The 17,183-nt window shown below is 72.1% G+C and carries 16 protein-coding genes and 1 pseudogene; 4 read left to right on the top strand and 13 right to left on the bottom strand.

The genetic code is table 11. The features are described 5' to 3' along the window. Nucleotides 1-198: 198 nt before the first annotated feature. The 6 genes from IGA62_RS27410 to kdd are packed head-to-tail and all read right to left on the bottom strand — an operon-like array spanning nt 199 to nt 6,867. Entirely contained in the window at nt 199-1,539 is a 1,341-nt protein-coding gene (locus tag IGA62_RS27410; RefSeq protein ID WP_145818005.1) for a glutamate mutase L, read from the bottom strand. Then, nucleotides 1,536-1,928, bottom strand: coding sequence for a 3-aminobutyryl-CoA ammonia lyase (gene kal, locus IGA62_RS27405; RefSeq protein WP_145818007.1), 393 nt, complete (start codon nt 1,926-1,928; stop codon nt 1,536-1,538). Before kal ends, IGA62_RS27410 begins: the two co-directional genes overlap by 4 nt. Continuing rightward, entirely contained in the window at nt 1,925-2,677 is a 753-nt protein-coding gene (gene kamE, locus IGA62_RS27400; RefSeq protein WP_145818009.1) for a lysine 5,6-aminomutase subunit beta, read from the bottom strand. The genes kal and kamE overlap by 4 nt, the downstream gene beginning before the upstream one ends. Beyond that, nucleotides 2,674-4,233, bottom strand: coding sequence for a lysine 5,6-aminomutase subunit alpha (gene kamD, locus IGA62_RS27395; RefSeq protein ID WP_145818011.1), 1,560 nt, complete (start codon nt 4,231-4,233; stop codon nt 2,674-2,676). Before kamD ends, kamE begins: the two co-directional genes overlap by 4 nt. Next, nucleotides 4,230-5,801, bottom strand: coding sequence for an amidohydrolase (locus tag IGA62_RS27390; protein ID WP_145818013.1), 1,572 nt, complete (start codon nt 5,799-5,801; stop codon nt 4,230-4,232). The genes kamD and IGA62_RS27390 overlap by 4 nt, the downstream gene beginning before the upstream one ends. 4 nt (nt 5,802-5,805) lie before the next feature. Further along, nucleotides 5,806-6,867 (bottom strand): L-erythro-3,5-diaminohexanoate dehydrogenase, encoded by a 1,062-nt coding sequence (gene kdd / locus IGA62_RS27385; RefSeq protein WP_145818015.1) that lies wholly within the window; start codon nt 6,865-6,867, stop codon nt 5,806-5,808. A gap of 145 nt (nt 6,868-7,012) precedes the next feature. Here kdd and IGA62_RS27380 point away from each other — a divergent pair, with 145 nt between their 5' ends. Next, nucleotides 7,013-8,416 (top strand): KamA family radical SAM protein, encoded by a 1,404-nt coding sequence (locus IGA62_RS27380; protein ID WP_145818017.1) that lies wholly within the window; start codon nt 7,013-7,015, stop codon nt 8,414-8,416. 57 nt (nt 8,417-8,473) lie between these two features. On the opposite strand, the gene IGA62_RS27375 is transcribed toward IGA62_RS27380, so the two are convergent. Further along, nucleotides 8,474-8,668 carry a CsbD family protein gene (locus IGA62_RS27375; protein ID WP_145818019.1) on the bottom strand — a complete coding sequence of 65 codons (195 nt, stop codon included), beginning with the start codon at nt 8,666-8,668 and terminating at the stop codon, nt 8,474-8,476. A gap of 168 nt (nt 8,669-8,836) precedes the next feature. On the opposite strand from IGA62_RS27375, the gene IGA62_RS27370 reads away from it, so the two are divergent. After that, the gene (locus IGA62_RS27370; protein ID WP_145818021.1) at nt 8,837-9,403 is read left to right on the top strand and encodes a histidine phosphatase family protein; all 567 of its coding nucleotides are present in this window, start codon (nt 8,837-8,839) and stop codon (nt 9,401-9,403) included. A gap of 37 nt (nt 9,404-9,440) precedes the next feature. Here the strand turns inward: IGA62_RS27370 and IGA62_RS27365 are convergent, their stop codons facing one another. The 4 genes and pseudogenes from IGA62_RS27365 to IGA62_RS27350 form a co-directional block, all read right to left on the bottom strand. Beyond that, a complete protein-coding gene (locus IGA62_RS27365; RefSeq protein ID WP_145818023.1) occupies nt 9,441-9,881 on the bottom strand; it encodes an Lrp/AsnC family transcriptional regulator in 441 nt (146 codons plus the stop codon). Between the two features lie 102 nt (nt 9,882-9,983). Next, nucleotides 9,984-11,126, bottom strand: coding sequence for an acyl-CoA dehydrogenase family protein (locus tag IGA62_RS27360; protein WP_145818024.1), 1,143 nt, complete (start codon nt 11,124-11,126; stop codon nt 9,984-9,986). 282 nt (nt 11,127-11,408) lie between these two features. Then, nucleotides 11,409-12,053: pseudogene (locus IGA62_RS27355) on the bottom strand (formylglycine-generating enzyme family protein). 123 nt (nt 12,054-12,176) lie between these two features. Further along, entirely contained in the window at nt 12,177-13,406 is a 1,230-nt protein-coding gene (locus IGA62_RS27350; protein WP_232624795.1) for an MFS transporter, read from the bottom strand. Nucleotides 13,407-13,592: 186 nt separating this feature from the next. On the opposite strand from IGA62_RS27350, the gene IGA62_RS27345 reads away from it, so the two are divergent. After that, a complete protein-coding gene (locus tag IGA62_RS27345; RefSeq protein ID WP_145818026.1) occupies nt 13,593-13,922 on the top strand; it encodes a hypothetical protein in 330 nt (109 codons plus the stop codon). 90 nt (nt 13,923-14,012) lie between these two features. Here IGA62_RS27345 and IGA62_RS27340 read toward each other — a convergent pair whose 3' ends face one another. Both IGA62_RS27340 and IGA62_RS27335 read right to left on the bottom strand, forming a co-directional pair. Continuing rightward, nucleotides 14,013-15,212, bottom strand: a complete 1,200-nt coding sequence (locus tag IGA62_RS27340; RefSeq protein WP_145818028.1) for an RtcB family protein — start codon at nt 15,210-15,212, stop codon at nt 14,013-14,015. A 348-nt stretch (nt 15,213-15,560) separates the two neighbouring features. After that, nucleotides 15,561-16,241 (bottom strand): peptidylprolyl isomerase, encoded by a 681-nt coding sequence (locus tag IGA62_RS27335; protein WP_377464308.1) that lies wholly within the window; start codon nt 16,239-16,241, stop codon nt 15,561-15,563. Between the two features lie 280 nt (nt 16,242-16,521). Here IGA62_RS27335 and IGA62_RS27330 point away from each other — a divergent pair, with 280 nt between their 5' ends. Next, nucleotides 16,522-17,163 carry a peptide deformylase gene (locus IGA62_RS27330; RefSeq protein ID WP_145818031.1) on the top strand — a complete coding sequence of 214 codons (642 nt, stop codon included), beginning with the start codon at nt 16,522-16,524 and terminating at the stop codon, nt 17,161-17,163. Nucleotides 17,164-17,183 lie beyond the last annotated feature (20 nt).

The raw sequence follows: 17,183 nt of genomic DNA, 5'->3' as shown, positions 1-17,183 counted from the left end.
GACCTGGCCGCCGCAACCCATCCTGGTCACTCGGCCAGCGGACGAAGGGACGAAGCGAACAACAGCCGCTTCCCCGTAGTAGGACTCAAAGACGGTACGTGCCACCCCCCGGGGACTGTCAACCCGCCCCGGCCAGTCGCCCGGCGTGTCGCCCCGGCGAGTCGCCGTTTCCCCGACGTTCACCGGCCACCCGACCGGTCAGTCCACGATCAGATGCCGACCCAGCACCGCCCGCGCCACCTGCGGATGCTCACCGGCCAGCAACCCGGCGGCAGCCAGCACGTACGCCCCGTCCACCACCGCCCGCGCCGCCCGCGGCACCGCCCACCCACCCGCGTGGTCGGTCAGCACCGCCGCCAGCACCCCGGCCGCCTCCCCCGCCGCCGCATGCCGCAACACCCCACCCGAACCGACCAGCAGCCGCACGTCCCGCAGATCCCGCCCGGCCCGCTCCCCGGTCGCCGCGCCCCGCGCGTGCCGACGCACCGCCACCGTCGCCGCCAGGGCCGCGATCCGCCCCTCGGCCGCCCGCTGGGCCCCCGTGGACGGCAGGAACCCCGGATCGGCGGCCCGCACCGCCGCGGCCGCCGACAGCTCCTCCGCACCGACCCCGTCGAGCAGCCGCTCCTCCACGGCCGCCCGCACCACCCCCGGGGCGCTCCACCGCATCCCCAGGTCCCCCTCCACGGTCCGCGCCCGCCACAACGACCCCGCCACCTCCCGAGCCGGCCCGTCGGCCCGCTCGTCCGGCGTCAACACCGAATACACGTCCGTGGTGGCCCCACCGACGTCCACCACCACCAGGTCACCGCCGACCGTGTCGGCGAGCACCTCCACCCCCGTCAACACCGCGTCCGGCGTCGCCGCCCGCACCAACCGCGCGAACCGCGGCCCCCGCGACAGGCGCTTCCCGCCGATCACATGCCGCAGGAACACCTCCCGGATCGCCGCCCGCGCCGACGACGGCGCCAACACCCCGATCCGCGGCAGGACGTTCTCCGCCGCCGTCACCGGCACCCCCGCCCCGGCCAGCAGCGCCCGCACCCCGTCGCGCACGTCGGCGTTCCCGGCCAGCACCACCGGCACCCGCCAGCGGGCCCGCGCCAGCCGCGTCGCGTTGTGGGTCAACGTGTCCGCGTCCCCACCGTCGGTGCCCCCCACCAGCAGCACCACATCCGGGCGGGCCGCCCGCAACGCCGAAACATCCGCCCCACCGAGCCGCCCCGCCGCCACGTGCACCACGTGCGCCCCCGCCGACAACCCGACCCGCCGGCCCGCCTGCGCCGTGACGAGCGGCTCGTAGCCGACCACCGCCAGCCGCAACCCACCACCGGCCGACGAACACACGTACCACGGCACGTCCCCGCCACCGCCGACACCGGCGGTCGCCGCCGCCACCGCCGCGTCCAAGCCGTGCAGCACGTCCGTACCCACCGTCGTCGGCGCCGCCGCCGACCCCACCAACAGCCCACCGTCGAGATCCACCACCGCGACCTTCGTCCACGTGGACCCCACGTCGGCGCAGACGGCCAGACTCACGCCGCCGCCGGCACGACCACCGTGCCCGTCGCCGTCACCGCCACCACCGGCTCCGCCAGCACCTCCGCCGCCGACTCACCCCGATCCGGCCGCCCCCGACACACCACCCGCGCCTCGAAGTCGATCGTCCGGCTACGCGTACCCACCCGGGTCACCGTCGCCGACACCTCCAACACGTCCCCCGCCCGCATCGGACTACGGAACTGCACGTCCGAGTACGAGGCGAACAACCCCTCGTCGCCGTCCGTACGGATACACACCTCCGTGGCCACATCCCCGAACAACCCCAACGCGTACGCCCCGTCCACCAGGTTCCCCGCATAGTGGGCATGCGAGTACGGCACGTACCGGCGGTGCGTCACCGTCAACCCGACCCGCGAATCACTCATGCTCTCGCCCTCTTGTCCGTCACCAACGCGTGCACCAGAAAACTCGCCACCTCACCCGGCGTGGTGCCCCGACCGAAGATCCGGTCCACCCCCAACTCGGCGGCCATCGACTCGTCGAACCGCGGCCCACCCACCACCAGCAGCGGACGCCGACCCGCCGGCATCGCCTCCCGGAACGCCGCCGACATCTCCCGCGTGTTGTGCAGATGCGCGTCCCGCTGCGTCACCACCTGCGACACCAGCACCGCGTCCGCCCGCTCCACCCGGGCCGCCTCCACCAGCTCCGGCACACTCACCTGCGCACCCAGATTCGTGACCTTCAACTCCCGGTAGTACTCCAGGCCCTTCTCCCCCGCGATGCCCTTCACGTTCAGGATCGCGTCGATGCCCACCGTGTGCGCGTCCGTGCCGATACACGCCCCCACCACCGACAACTTCCGCCGCAACCGCCGCTTCACCACCGCGTTGACCTCCCGCGCCGACAGCAACGGGAAATCCCGCTCCACCACCTGCACCGCCGAGACGTCCACCAGATGGTTCACCCGCCCGTACACCACGAAGAAGGTGAACCCGTCACCCATCTGCTTCGCGTGCACCAGCATCGCCGGATCGATACCCATCTTGTTCGCCAACTGGATCGCCGCGCCCTCGGCCCGCTTGTCATGCGGCACCGGCAACGTGAACGACACCTGCACCATCCCGTCACCGGTGGTGTCCCCGTACGGCCGCACGACCGTCTTCCCGCTCATACCGGCTGCTCCAGGATGTCCGTCGCCGGGTTGTAGTAGTCCGCCTCGTGCACGGCCACCCCATCGAGACCCTTACCCCGGTCCGCGGGACGCTTCATGATGCCGAACGTGCCCTCGGCGATCGCCGTCAACAACGACTGCTCACCGATCCGCTCCAACAACTCCACCGCCTCCGCCAGGACCCGGTGCGCCCGCTGCTGGATGAACCCACCCGACGCCGGCACGAAATCCTCGCGCAAACCGCCCGCCGCACCCAACACGTACCGCACGTTCTGCAACGCGATGTCCCGATCCGACAACCACGGCGTCACCACCGCCTCGGTCATCATCCCCACCAACAGGATCCCCTGCCCCGTCAGCGTCCCCACCAGATTGAAGAACCCGTCCAACAGGTTCCCCCGGAACACGTCCCCGGTCATGTGCTTCGTCGGCGGCATCCATTTCAACGGCGCGTCCGGGAACAACTCCCGCGCCAACAACGCGTGCGCCAACTCCAACCGCAACGACTCCGGCACATCCGGATTGATCTCGAACGCGTGCCCCAGACCCAACTGCCAGTCCGCCAGACCCGCCTCGTGCGCGAAGAACTCGTTCAACAACTGCGACACCGTCACCGTGTGCGCCTCGTCCACCGCGTCCGCAGTGGTCAGATAATTGTCCTCACCCGTGTTGATGATGATCCCCGCCCGCGCGTGCACCTGCCGCGAGAACCGCTGATCCACGAACGTCCGCACCGGATTGATGTCCCGGAACAGAATCCCGTACATCGAATCGTTGAGCATCATGTCCAGACGCTCCAGACCCGCCAGGGTCGCCATCTCCGGCATACACAAACCCGACGCGTAGTTCGTCAACCGGATGTACCGACCCAACTCCCGCGACGACTCATCCAACGCCGCCCGCATCAACCGGAAGTTCTCCTGCGTCGCGTACGTCCCCGCGAACCCCTCCCGCGTCGCCCCCTCCGGCACGTAGTCCAACAACGACTGCCCCGTCGACCGGATCACCGCGATCACGTCCGCACCCGCCCGCGCCGCCGCCTGCGCCTGCGGAATGTCCTCGTAGATGTCCCCCGTCGCCACGATCAGATAGATCCACGGCCGACGCGCCGGATCCCCGTACCGCCCGACCAACCGCTCCCGCTCCACGCGCCGCCGGTCGATCCGCCGGATCCCCGCCGCCACCGCCCGCCGCGCCGCCCGCCGCGCCACCGTCGCCGCCCGCCCCGACGGCACCACGAACCGCACCGAACCCGCCGCCGCCTTCTGCGCCAGCAACGTCACATCCGCGATCTGCTCCCGGACCAGGGCATCGAACACCGGCACCGCCACCCCGTGCCCCAACCCCACATCCGCCACCACCGCGTCCACCAGACGGTTCACCCACGGAATACCATCCGGATCCGCACCGGACACCCCCGCCAGCCGCAACACCGCCCGCTCCACCGACACCGTCGTGTGGCTCCGCGCCAACTCCACCACCGGCTGCCCGGCACGCCGCGCCAACTCCCGCGCCCGCGCCACCAACCGCGGATCGAGGTCAAGCTTCCCTGTCAAGACGACCCTTCCTCGAAAATCACCTGACCACGCAGCACCGTGCGCCGACACACCGGCAACGGCGTCGGATCCCCCGGCCCCCGCAACTCCGGATCCTCCGCCTGCACCACCGGCAACCCACGCTCCACACCCGCCGGCGTCGACCACACCGCGAACGTCGCCGGCGCACCCAACGCCAACACACCCTCGCTGTCCAGACCCACCGCCCGCCAACCACCCCGCGTATGCGCCGCGAACGCCGCCCGCACACTCATCCGCTGCGCCGGATTGTGATGCGCCGCCGCCGCCCGCACCGACCCCCACGGATCCAACGGCGTCACCGGCGAATCCGACCCGAACGCCAACGCCACCCCCACCGAATGCATCGCCCCCATCGGATTCGACGCCAACGACCGGTCCACACCCAACCGCGACTCGTACATCCGCCCCACGCCACCCCACAACCGGTCGAACGCCGGCTGCATCGACGCCACGATCCCGAACTCCACGAACCCGGCGATCAACCGCCGACTCATGATCTCCGCGTGCTCCACCCGATGCCGGGCCGCCCGCAACCGATCCACACCCAGCCGCTCCGCCGCCCCCGCGAACCCCGCCAACACCGTGCCGATCGCCGCGTCACCGATCGCGTGGAACCCGCCCTGCACCCCATGCGCCGCACAGTCCAACAAATGGTCACGCACCTGCTCCGCCGTCAGATACCCGTGCCCACACGACCCCGACCGCGAATCCCGGTACGGCTCCGACACGTGCGCCGTCCGCGACCCCAACGCCCCGTCCGCGAACAGGTCACCCCCGGCACCCACCGCCCCCAACTCCCGGGCCCGCGCCGCACCCAGCAACTCACCCCAGTACCCGTACACCTCCGGCACCCCGACACCCGACAGCGCCAGCAGACCCGTGAAATCCTCCTCGTCGGAAATCTCCGGACCACCACACTCGTGCACCGCCGCGATCCCCAACGACGCCGCATGCCCCAACGCCGCCCGCTGCGCCGCCACCCGCTGCGCCCGCGACACCGACGCGAACGCCGCCGCCCGCACCACATGATGCGCGTCCCGACGCACCCAACCCGACGCGTCGAACCCGGCCGCCGACACCACCTCCGGACACGCCGCCAGCATCGCCCGGGACACCAACGCCGAATGGATCGACGCCTGCGACAGATACACCCGCCGCCCCCCGGCCGCCCGATCCAACGCCGCCGCGTCCGGCAGCACCGCGTCCACCCAGCCCGACTCGTCCCAGCCGTGCCCCAACACCACCGCGTCACCCGGCAACCCCGCGGCGAACGACGCCACCGCGTCCAACACCGCACCCGCCGACCGCGCCCCGGACAGATCCAACCCCGACAACACCAGACCCGTGTCCGTCGCATGCACGTGCGCGTCCACGAACGCCGGCGTCACCAACGCCCCGTCCAGATCCACCACCCGATCCGCCGACGGCGCATCCACCGCCGACCCCAACCAGGCGATCCGACCATCCCGCACCAGCAGCGCCGACGCGCCCGGATCCGCCGGACAGTGCAACACACCACCGCGGTACAACGTCGAGGGGTTCGTCATGGCCCTATCCTGCCGCCAACCGCGCCGCGAACAGCCCCCGCACCCCCGGCTCCGACCGCACCAGATCCAACGCCAACTCCGCGTGACCCGGCACGTACCCGTTGCCCACCAGCATCGTCACGTCCGCCGCCAGACCCTCCGCCCCCAACGCCGCCGCCGCGAAACTCGTCGCCATCGAGAAGAAGACCACCGTCCCGCCGTCCGCCGTCGCCAGGATCGCCCCGTGCTCACACCCCGGCACGTCCACGCACACCACCGTCACGTCCGCCGGCACCCCCAGCGCCGTGGTCACCGCCGACGACAACGCCACCGGATCACGCGCGTCCGCCAACACCACCTCCGTGGCCAACCCCGCCGCCACCAACGCGTCCCGCTCCGCCACCACCGGCACCACCCCGACCGTACGACCGGCACCCGCCCGCCGCGCCGCCGCCAGCGACAACGAACCGCTCTTCCCCGCGCCACCGACCACCGCCACCGTCACCGGCCGCGGATCCCCGTCCCGCTCCCGCCGCGCCACCTGCTCGGCCACCACCCGCGCCGTCAACGCCGGCGCGCCACACACGTCCAGCACGGCGAGGGACAACTCCGGATCCAGGTCCACCGGCAACACCGCCGCGATCGACCGCGCGAACAGGATCGCCCACCCGTCACACGGCACCTGCTCACTCCGCCCGTCCCACCGGGCCAGACCATCGGTCACCACCAGCGGCGTCAACGTCAACGACACCAACGTCGCCACCCGGTCACCCGACCGCAACCCCAACGGCGACCGCCGCCCCGCCTCCTCGACCGTGCCGATCAACATCCCACCCGACCCGGTCACCGGGTTCTGCATCTTCCCCCGCTGGGAAATGATCTCCAGCACCTCGGCGCGCACCTTCTCGCCGTCCCCACCGTGCTTCTCCGACAACTGTCGGAAACTCGCCGCGTCCAGATTCAGCCGCTCCACCCGGATCCGCACCTCGTTCGGCGCGATCTCCCGCGCGGCGTCCAACCGCCACGCCGCCTGCGGCAGCACCCCCACCGGCTCCACGACGCGATGCAGACCCACCGGTGACGTCACGGCAACCCTCCCCCTGTCCAGCCGCCCGAACCCCCGGCCAGGGACTCGCGTCGCGGGAAAACTTACGGCAGACTAATTTCTCCACCGCAGATTTTCCAGTAGCCTTCGAGGTCGCTGGCAGCACCAACCGCACCGAGGAGGGTTCGTGACACCGACACAACCGCTGGCGACGGCCACCCGTCCCAACCCGGTCGCGCCACCTTCCGCCGGCCAGCCCTACGAATACCGCCGCGCCCCACTCGTCGAACCCGACTGGACCCGCTTCCCCGGCTGGCGCCACATCACCCGCGACCAGTGGGAATCCGCCCAGTGGCAACGCGTCAACTGCGTCAAGAACATCAAGCAGCTCCGCACCGTCCTCGGCGACACCGTCGGCGAGAGCTTCTACGCCGACCTCACCGCCGACCAGCACGCCCTGGCCACCATGTCCATGCTGGTGCCACCCCAGATGCTCAACACCATGGTCCCGTTCGCCCCGATGACCACCGAGGCGTTCCTCGCCGACCCCATCCGGCGCTACATGATCCCCGTCGCATCCGACCGGCGCACCGACTGGCCCTCCCACCCCTACGCCAGCCGCGACTCACTCCACGAACACGACATGTGGGTCGCCGAGGGCCTCACCCACCGCTACCCCACCAAGGTCCTCGCCGAACTGCTCTCCACCTGCCCGCAGTACTGCGGGCACTGCACCCGCATGGACCTCGTCGGCAACTCCACCCCCGCCGTCGACAAACTCAAGCTCACCCTCAAGCCCGTCGACCGGTACGACGCCCACATCAGCTACCTCAAGGCCCACCCCGGCGTCCGCGACGTCGTCGTCTCCGGCGGTGACGTCGCCAACGTCCCCTGGCGCAACCTCGAGTCCTACCTCATGCGCCTGCTGGAGATCGAGACCATCCGCGACATCCGGCTCGCCACCAAGGCCCTCATGGGCCTACCCCAGCACTGGCTCCAGCCCGACGTCGTCGAAGGCCTCGAACGGGTCGCCCGCACCGCCGCCCGGCGCGGCGTCAACCTCGCCATCCACACCCACGTCAACCACGCCCAGTCGCTCACCCCGCTGGTCGCGAAGGCCGCCCAGACCGCCCTCGACGTCGGCGTCCGCGACGTCCGCAACCAGGGCGTCCTCATGCGCGGCGTCAACGCCACCGCACCCGACCTGCTCGACCTCTGCTTCGCCCTCCAGGGCGAGGCCGGGATCCTGCCGTACTACTTCTACATGTGCGACATGATCCCCAACGCCGAGCACTGGCGGGTCCCGGTCTGGCACGCCCAGCAGCTCCAGCACGACATCATGGGCTACCTGCCCGGCTACGCCACCCCGCGGATCGTCTGCGACGTCCCCTTCGTCGGCAAGCGCTGGGTGCACATGCTCACCGAGTACGACCGCGAACGCGGCATCTCGTACTGGACGAAGAACTACCGCACGTCCATCGAGCAGGCCGATCTGGAGGCCCTGGACAAGCGCTACGCCTACTACGACCCGATCGACACCCTGCCCGAGTCCGGGCAGCACTGGTGGACCACCCACCGCGTCGACGACTGAACCCCACCACGTCGAAGGGCCCCGGCGATTGCCGGGGCCCTTCGACGTACGGCGTGGTCACTTCGTGAACGCGTCCCGCACGTCCCGACCCGCGTCCTTGACGTGCTCACCGGCCTGACGGGCCCGCGCGTCGGTCTGCTGCGCGGTCCCCTCGGCCCGTAGGCGCTCGTTGTTCGTGGCGTCGCCGATGCGTTCCTTCGCGGCACCGGTCAGTTCGTCGGCCTTGTTCTTCGCCTTGTCGGTGAAGCTCACGTCCACCACTCCCTCCGGCTGCTCCCGGCCCGTTCGTCGGGCCTGTCCATGGACTTGCCCCGTGGTCGTCGTGGGAAACGTGCTCTGTGGCGGGCCCCACAACCCGTAAGGGCGTCCTAGGAAGATAGGTTGAGAGCGGAGAACACACTCGGATGGTTGACTGGCCGGATGGGAGAGATCCTGCTGATCCGACACGGCGAGACCGCCTGGAGCGCCAGCCGCCGGCACACCTCGTACACCGACCTGGAGCTGACCCCGGACGGCGAGCGACAGGCCACCGCGCTGCGCGACCGGCTCGCCGGCCGCCACTTCGTCACCGTGCTGGCCAGCCCCCGGCGACGGGCGCTGCGCACCGCCGAACTCGCCGGTCTCACCGTCAACGACATCGACGACGACCTGACCGAGTGGCACTACGGCGCCTACGAGGGCCGCACCACCGCCGAGATCCGCGCCGAGCGCCCGGACTGGGTCATCTGGCAGGACGGCTGCCCGGACGGCGAGTCGCCCGAACAGGTGGGCGCACGCCTCGACCGGGTGCTCGACCGGGTCACTCCCCTGCTCGACTCCGGCGACGTCGCCCTCGTCGCCCACGCGCACGCCCTGCGGGTGCTCGGCGCCCGGTGGATCGGGCTGCCACCCGCCGTCGGCGGTCGGCTGCGCCTGGACACCGCCAGTGTCAGCGCACTCGGCCACGAGCACGGACGACCGGTCATCCTGACCTGGAACGGGCGCTGAGCCCGGCTCGGCCCGCCGGGCCCACGGACCCCCGTCCCTAGATGCGCGGCGACCGCTTCTCGTACGGGGTGGAGAGCACCACCGTCGTCCGGGTGGTGACGTTCGCCGCGGTCCGGATCTCCTGCAACAGGCGCTCCAGGTCGGCTGGACCGGCCACCCGCACCAGGAGCAGGTAGAAGTCCTCCCCCGCCACCGAGTAGCAGGAGTCGATCTCCGGCAGGTGGGCCAGCCGCTCCGGGGCGTCGTCCGGCTGGGACGGGTCGAACGGACGGATCGCCACGAACGCGGTCAACGGCAGGTCGAGCGCCTCGAACGAGACCTGCGCGGCGTACCCCTTGATCACGCCGCGTTGCTCCAGCCGCCGCACCCGCTGGTGCACGGCGGACACCGACAGCCCCACCCGTTCGGCGAGGTCGGTGTACGACAGCCGGCCGTCGACGGTCAGGGCGGCGACGATGGCGCGATCGGTCTCCTCCACGCTGGGCAACCTACCGGGAAAACCCTCTCCGGGCGACGACGTCCCACCACGGCGTCCCGCGCGTCACATTCCGACCGCGGGACGCCACAGTGGACGGCCGGGTCAGCCCTTGGCCAGGGCGCGGGAGATCACCAGGCGCTGGATCTGGTTGGTGCCCTCCACGATCTGGAGCACCTTGGCCTCGCGCAGGTACCGCTCCACCGGGTGGTCGGCGACGTAGCCGGCACCGCCGAGCACCTGGACCGCGTCGGTGGTCACCCGCATCGCCACGTCCGTGGCGAACAGCTTCGCCTTGGCCGCCTCGATCGAGTACGGCCGGCCGGCGTCGCGCAGCCGGGCCGCCGCCAGGGTCAACGCCCGGGCCGCCGAGATCTGGGTGGCCAGGTCCGCCAGCATGAACCCCAACCCCTGGAAGTCGACGATCGCCCGGCCGAACTGCTGCCGCTCGCGGGCGTAGCCGACCGCGTAGTCCAGTGCCCCCTGGGCCAGCCCCACCGCGCAGGCGGCGATGCCCAGCCGGCCGGAGTCCAGCGCGGACATCGCGATGGTGAAGCCGGTGCCCTCCCCACCGACCAGGCGCTCCGCCGGCACCCGGGCGTCGTCGAAGGCGATCTGCGCCACCGGCGAGGACCGCAGCCCCATGGTCTTCTCGGTGGCCTGCGGCGTGATTCCCGGCGTGCCCGCGTCGGCCAGCAGGCAGGAGATGCCCTTCGCGCCCGGCCCGCCGGTGCGGCAGAAGACGTTGTAGAAGTCGGCGCTGTGCGCGTGGGTGATCCACGCCTTGGTCCCGGAGACGACGTACTCGTCGCCGTCGCGGACCGCCCGGGTGGTCAGCGACGCCGCGTCCGACCCGCCCTGCGGCTCGGAGAGGCAGTACGCGCCGAGCAGCTCCCCGCCGAGCATGTCGGGCAGCCGCTTACGCAGCTCGTCGCTGCCGTACTGGGCGACCGGGTAGCAGGCCAGGGTGTGCACGCTTACCGCTTCGGCCACCGCGAGCCAGCGGCTGGCCAGGATCTCCAGCACCTGGAGGTAGACCTCGTACGGCTGGGCGGCCCCGCCGTACTCCTCGGGGTAGGGCAGGCCGAGCAGGCCGGCCCGGCCGAGGGTGCGCAGCACCTCCCGGGGGAACTCGGCGCGGGCCTCGAAGTCGGCGGCCCGGGGCGCGAGTTCCCGGTCGGCGAGTTCGGTGGCGAGCTCCAACAGGTCGTGGGCCTCGTCGGTGGGGAGGATCCGGTCGACAGTCATCGTGCGGTGCGCTCCGTGGGGGTGGTGGTGAGCCGGGACGCGCCAACCGGCGGGCGGGCGCGCGGGTCGCGGACCAGCGTGAGCGCGCCCGACCCGTGCGGAGCCGGGACGCGGCGCGCGTTGGACCGCCGCTTCGGCGGATGTCCCTCGCGCGTGCCCACCCCGTCAGCTTAACGGTCGTTCGGGCCGCTCGGGTCGGTCGGTCGTCCGGCCGACCCCGGCACGGTGGCCGCCGAACCCGGCCCGTCCCCCGGTCCCCCGCCCGCTGGTTGGCCACCCGGGTCAACCCGGGATGGAGCGGGCAAGGCGGAACCCCAGGTCGTCGATCCGAAGGGTCGGATGGCTGCGGCGGCGGACCGAGGCACGGCAGCTCCAGGGTTCGTCGAACCAACCCCCGCCACGCAGTACGCGGTAGTCGCCGTAGACCTCGGCGTCGTAGACGTCCCAGCACCACTCCCAGACATTGCCCAACATGTCGTGCAGGCCCCACGCGTTCGGCTGCTTGCCGCCGACGGAATGCGGCCGCTCGTCCGAATTGCCGCGGTGTCAGGCGATCTCGTCCAACGGGCCGTACCGCGGGCCGGTCGTACCGGCCCGGCACGCGTTCTCCCACTCCGCCTCGGTCGGTAGCCGGTACCCGTCGACGTTCGCGTCGCACTCCACGCCAGCGCCGTCGCGGCGATACACGGGCGGCAGACCCTCTTGGCGGGACAGGGCGTTGCAGAACCGGACCGCGTCCAGCCACGACACGCTCTCCACGGGCAGCCTGTCACCCCGCGCGGCGCTCGGTCGCTCCCCGGCGACCTGGGCGTAGAGCGCCTGGGTCACCGGGACCACGCCGAGCTGGTACGGCGCGAACTCGACCGACCAGCTCGACCGTGTCCGTCGGTCCGACAGGATCACCGCGCCCGCTGGGATGGCAATCATGGCAAGTCTAGTGTCGGCGTTCACCGACGGGTGATCCTACCGGCGGCTCGTCCGCGCCCCTGATCTCGTGCCAGTTCCTCCAACGAGACCAACGGCTGGTCGCTCGTTTCTCGTCGCGGGAGACTACGGCTGGGCCGCGTACGCACGGGTGACCGTGGCCCGGTCGAACACCCGCCACGTCGCCGCCGTCACCAGCACCGCCACCACGAACCCCACCCAGTACGGGGCGGTCAGCCCGAACCGCGCGGCGAGCACCCCGCCGAGCAGCGCGCCGACGCAGTTGCCCCCGGCCGCGACGAACAGGTTGGCGCTGCCGACCCGCCCCAGCAGGTCCGGCGGGGTCAGCCGCTGGCGCAGCGAACTGGCGACGATCCCCCACAGGGCGCTGTGCACCCCGAACAGCGCCAGCCCGGCGCCGACGACGTACGCGTCGGACGAGACGGCCAGCGTCAGATGCAGCGCGACCTCGGTGAGCAGCCCGATCCGGATGGTCCAGGTCGCGCTGACCGCCGCGATGAGCCGGTCACCCACCAGCGCGCCGGCCAGGCTACCGACGGCCATGCAGGTGAGCAGGACGCCGTAGCCGACCGAGCCGAGGCCGAGCCGGTCCCGCGCGAGGAGAACCAGCAGGGCGAACGCGGCGGTAAGGGTGACGTTGAGCAGCCCGATCAGCAGCGCCATGGTGCGCAGCAGCCGGTGCGCGGCCAGCCACCGGAGACCCTCGACGAGGTCCGCCCGGACCGAGCGGGTGCCGGCTGCGGGATTCGCGCGGTACGTCCCGGCGATGCCGGCCAGGAGCACCGCGCCCACCGCGTACGTGGCGGCGTTGACCAGGAACGGAACGCTTGCCGCCAGGACGAACAGCACCCCGCCGAGCGGATTGGCGACCATGCCCTGAGCCACCGTCGTGCCCCCGGCGAGCCAGCCGTTCGCCCGTTCGAGGCGGTCCCGGGGCACCACCGCCGGGACCATCGCCTGACTGGCCGACCGGACGACGATCTCGCCGGTGTTCAGCAGGAACAGCACGGCGTAGAGCAGGGCCACGGTCACCAGGCCCACGCCGACGCACACCCCGAGCAGCACCAACGCGGCTACCCGCAGCCAGTCGACGACGATCATCAACCGGCGGCGGTCGACCCGGTCGACGAGGACCCCGCCGGGGAGCGCGAACAGCAGCCAGGGCAGCCACGCCGTCGCGAACGCCCCGGACACCACCACCGGGTCGTCGGTGAGCGAGGAGACCAGCAGTGGCGCGGCGACCGTGCTCAGTCCACTGCCGAGCGCCGAGGTCGTCGCCGCCGCCCACAACCGGCCGAACCGTCCGTCGAGTCGTTCCCCCACCCGTTGCGTCACCGCGGGACGCTAGCAACAGGGTCCGGGACCGGCCACGGCTTTTCCGCTGCCCCGCCGGAGGGCGCGGTAACCGTACGGTCCGGCTACCGCGCTTCCGCCATGTCACGACCGGCGGCCGACCGGCCACCGTTTCTCTGTCACCCGGTCGTGCCGCCTCCGTGACCATCGATGCCTAACCTCCGGCGTATGCGATCCCGCGCGGCTGTGGTGACGGCCACCCTCCTGTCCGTGCTGCTGGGTCTGGCCGTGCTTCTCGGCTGCCTCTTCAGCCTGGTGACCTTCGTGCCCTCGGCACCGTGTCCGAACGACACCATCGACTCGTTCCGACGGGCGATGACCATCCGGACCCTGCTCAGCGCCCTGATGACGGTGACGGCGCTCCTGTCCATCGCCGTCGCCCGGTGGGGGGTGTCGCGCCACCGCAGGAACCCCTGGCCCTGGTTGGCCGCCTCGATGCTGGGATTGGTCATCGCCGCTGCCCTGGTGGTACCGATCGATCGGTTGGGTTCCTGTTGACATGTGCGGGTCACCGGCTGCCAATCGTGGACAGTCACCGTCGCGTGGGATCGGTGACTGTCCACGATTCGCAACGGGCGGACGAAGCGGTCAGCCCTTGACGCAGACCACCTGCTTGAGGTGGGCGACCACCTCGACCAGGTCCTCCTGCTTCGCCATCACCTCGACGATGTCCTTGTAGGCGCCGGGGATCTCGTCGACCACCCCCGGGTCCTTGCGGCACTCCACCCCGGCGGTCTGGGCGGCCAGATCCTCGGTGGTGAAGGTCCGCTTGGCCTGCCCCCGCGACATCCGCCGGCCCGCGCCGTGCGACGCCGAGCAGTACGCGTCCGGGTTCCCCCGCCCACGCACGATGTACGAGCCGGTGCCCATCGACCCCGGGATGATGCCGAGGTCACCCACGCCGGCCCGGATGGCGCCCTTCCGGGTGACCAGCACCTCCACGCCGTCGTAGGTCTCCTCGGCCACGTAGTTGTGGTGGCAGGAGATCGGCTCGTCGTAACGCACCTGCGGCAGCTGCCCGCGTACCACGTCGCAGAGCAGCGCCAACATGACCGCCCGGTTGCGGCGCGCGTACTCCTGGGCCCACCAGAGGTCCCGTCGGTAGGCGTCCATCTCGGGGGTGCCGGCGAGGAAGACCGCCAGGTCGCGGTCGGGCAGGTCGGCGTTGTGCGGCAGCCGCCGGGCCACCGCCATGTGCCGCTCGGCCAGTTCCTTGCCGATGTTGCGGGACCCGGAGTGCAGCATCAGCCAGACCCGGCCGTCGTCGGCGCCGCCCTGCTCCAGGCAGACCTCGATGAAGTGGTTGCCGCCGCCGAGGGTGCCCATCTGGTGCTGCGCCCGGTCCTTCAGCTGGTGCACCCGCCGGTCGAGGTCGTCGAAGCCCCGCCAGAACCGGTCCCAGCCGCCCTGCTCCAGCCCCCGCACCCGGCGCGGGTCGACCATCCGGTCGTGCTTGGCGAACCCGACCGGGATGGCCGCCTCGATCGCGCCGCGCAGCGGGGCGAGGTCGTCGGGCAGGTCGGCCGCGGTCAGCGAGGTCCGTACCGCGGACATGCCGCAGCCGATGTCCACCCCGACGGCCGCCGGCGAGACCGCCTGGCGCATCGCGATCACCGAGCCGACCGTCGCCCCCTTGCCGAAGTGCACGTCGGGCATCACCGCGACGCCCTGCACCCAGGGCAGCGCGCCGATGTTGCGCAGCTGCCGCAGGGCCTGCTCCTCGATGGCGTACGGATCGGTCCAGACCCGGACCGGGGCCCGGGTGCCGTGCAGCGGGGTGAAGCTCATGGTGTCTCCTGTGGGTCGGCTGGCAGAGAGAGAAGCCACCGGCCGGGCACGAAAAAGCCGCCCGACCCGGCTGGGGTGGGCGGCGGACGTGCCGTCACACGGGCGTTGTCACGCGCCGCCACCCCGGGAACGTTGCGGATACCACGCGACGCGGACACGACGGACCCGCGCGGGCACCACGACCGGTCCACGCCGGCAGGGGCGTGGATTGCCGGTACGGGCCAGGCGGGTCACGGTGGCTCCTCGGAGGTCGTCGGTGGACGGTGTCGTTCACGGTAGGGGCGCACCCGGCGCGCCCGCAACACATATCGCCGGGGCGGGACCGGTCCGGTCCCGCCCCGGCGGAACTCAGTGCCGACGGACCGCCCGGTCGATGTCGACCGGCACGGCGGGCGCGCCGTCGACCGGGGCGGGATCCTCGACCGTCGGCGCGATCCCGGCGGCGGCGATCCGGTCCAGGGTGGCCAGTCCGGCCGGCTCGATCGCGCCGAAGACGGTGTAGTTCGGCCGCAGCGCCGAGTCGGACTGGACCAGGAAGAACTGGCTGCCGTTGGTGTCCGGGCCGGCGTTGGCCATGGCCAGGGTGCCCCGGGCGTAGAGCCGGCGTACGCCGGTCGGATCGGTGGGGGCCGGCGGCAGGTCGGTGGGGAGTTCGTCGGCGTACCGGTAGCCGGGGCCGCCCGAGCCGGTGCCGGACGGGTCGCCGCACTGCAACACCTTCAGCGTGGGGTACGCGGTGAGCCGGTGGCAGGAGGTGTCGTCGTAGAAGCGGTGCCGGACGAGGTGCAGGAAGCTCTGCACGGTGCAGGGTGCCTGCTCCCGGTCGAGGACCAGCGGGATCGGGCCCTGGTTGGTGTCCAGCGTGACCCGGACCGTCCCCTCGTCGGGGGTGCGTCGCGGATCCGGGGGCAGCGGCACCTTCCGGGCGGCCGGGTCGTCGGGGGTGGCGGTGTACCCGCACGGGCCGGGCGTGGTCCGGGCCGGCTCGGCCGCAGCGGCCGGCACGGTGGCGCCGGTGGCGCCGAGCAGCGCCCCGGCGACCAGGACGCCGCCGAGGAGCCGGGCCCGGACGGGGGCGGCGGATGGTGGTCGGGGTGTGCGCGACACGGGTCCTCCTGCACGACGATGGGCGAAAGATCGCAGTCTATGGACTCGGTTCGGGCTTGTCGATGCGGCCGACCACCGCGCCGGGGCGCCCACCCCGGCACGTCCGGTGACGGATAACCGACACCCGGCGGGCGTGGTGGCCGGCGCGCCCGGCGACGCAGAATCAGCCCGCCGGACGGGGACGGACGGGAGCGACCAGCGGATGCCGACACCGAGCCAACGCATGATCGAGCTGGGCATCGCCCAGGAGGGCGCGGCGGTCCTGGCCCGGCCGGCGACGACCTTCACGCTGCCCGCCGAGACGCCGGAGGCGCGGCAGGTCGTCGCCCGCCTGCGCGCCACGATGTCCCGGGTCGCCTCGGTGCACCCGTTCGCCAAGGGGATGGGGCTGGCCGCGCCGCAGATCGGCGTCGGCCGCGCCGTCGCGGTCGTCCGGACACCGGACGGCACGGAGCTGGTGCTGGTCAACCCCCGGGTGGTCGGCCAGTCCCCGGAGTCCGACGAGCAGTTCGAGGGGTGCCTGAGCTTCTTCGACGTCCGGGGGCTGGTCCGGCGGCCGACCCGGATCGAGGTGGCCCACCAGGACGTCGACGGCCGGTCGGTGGTCGCCGCGTTCCGGGACGGACTGGCCCGGCTGGTGGCACACGAGATCGACCACCTCGAGGGGCGTCTGTACCGGGAGCGGATGCCGCCGGGGGTCGAGGTGATCCCGGTGTCGGTGTACCGGGGCACCGGGAGCGACTGGTCGTACGGGGCCGCCGGACGAGCCGCCGACCAGCGGGCCGGTGATTGCCGCGCCGGACCGGCCGGCAGTGGGCCGGGCTCGGCTCCAGCGATCCAGTGATGTCCGTGGTGGGGAGATGC

Source organism: Micromonospora sagamiensis (genome assembly GCF_014680085.1).
Classification (GTDB): Bacteria; Actinomycetota; Actinomycetes; order Mycobacteriales; family Micromonosporaceae; genus Micromonospora; species Micromonospora inyonensis.
Note: the sequence above shows the minus strand (reverse complement) of the source record. Positions and strands in the feature narration are given on the sequence as shown.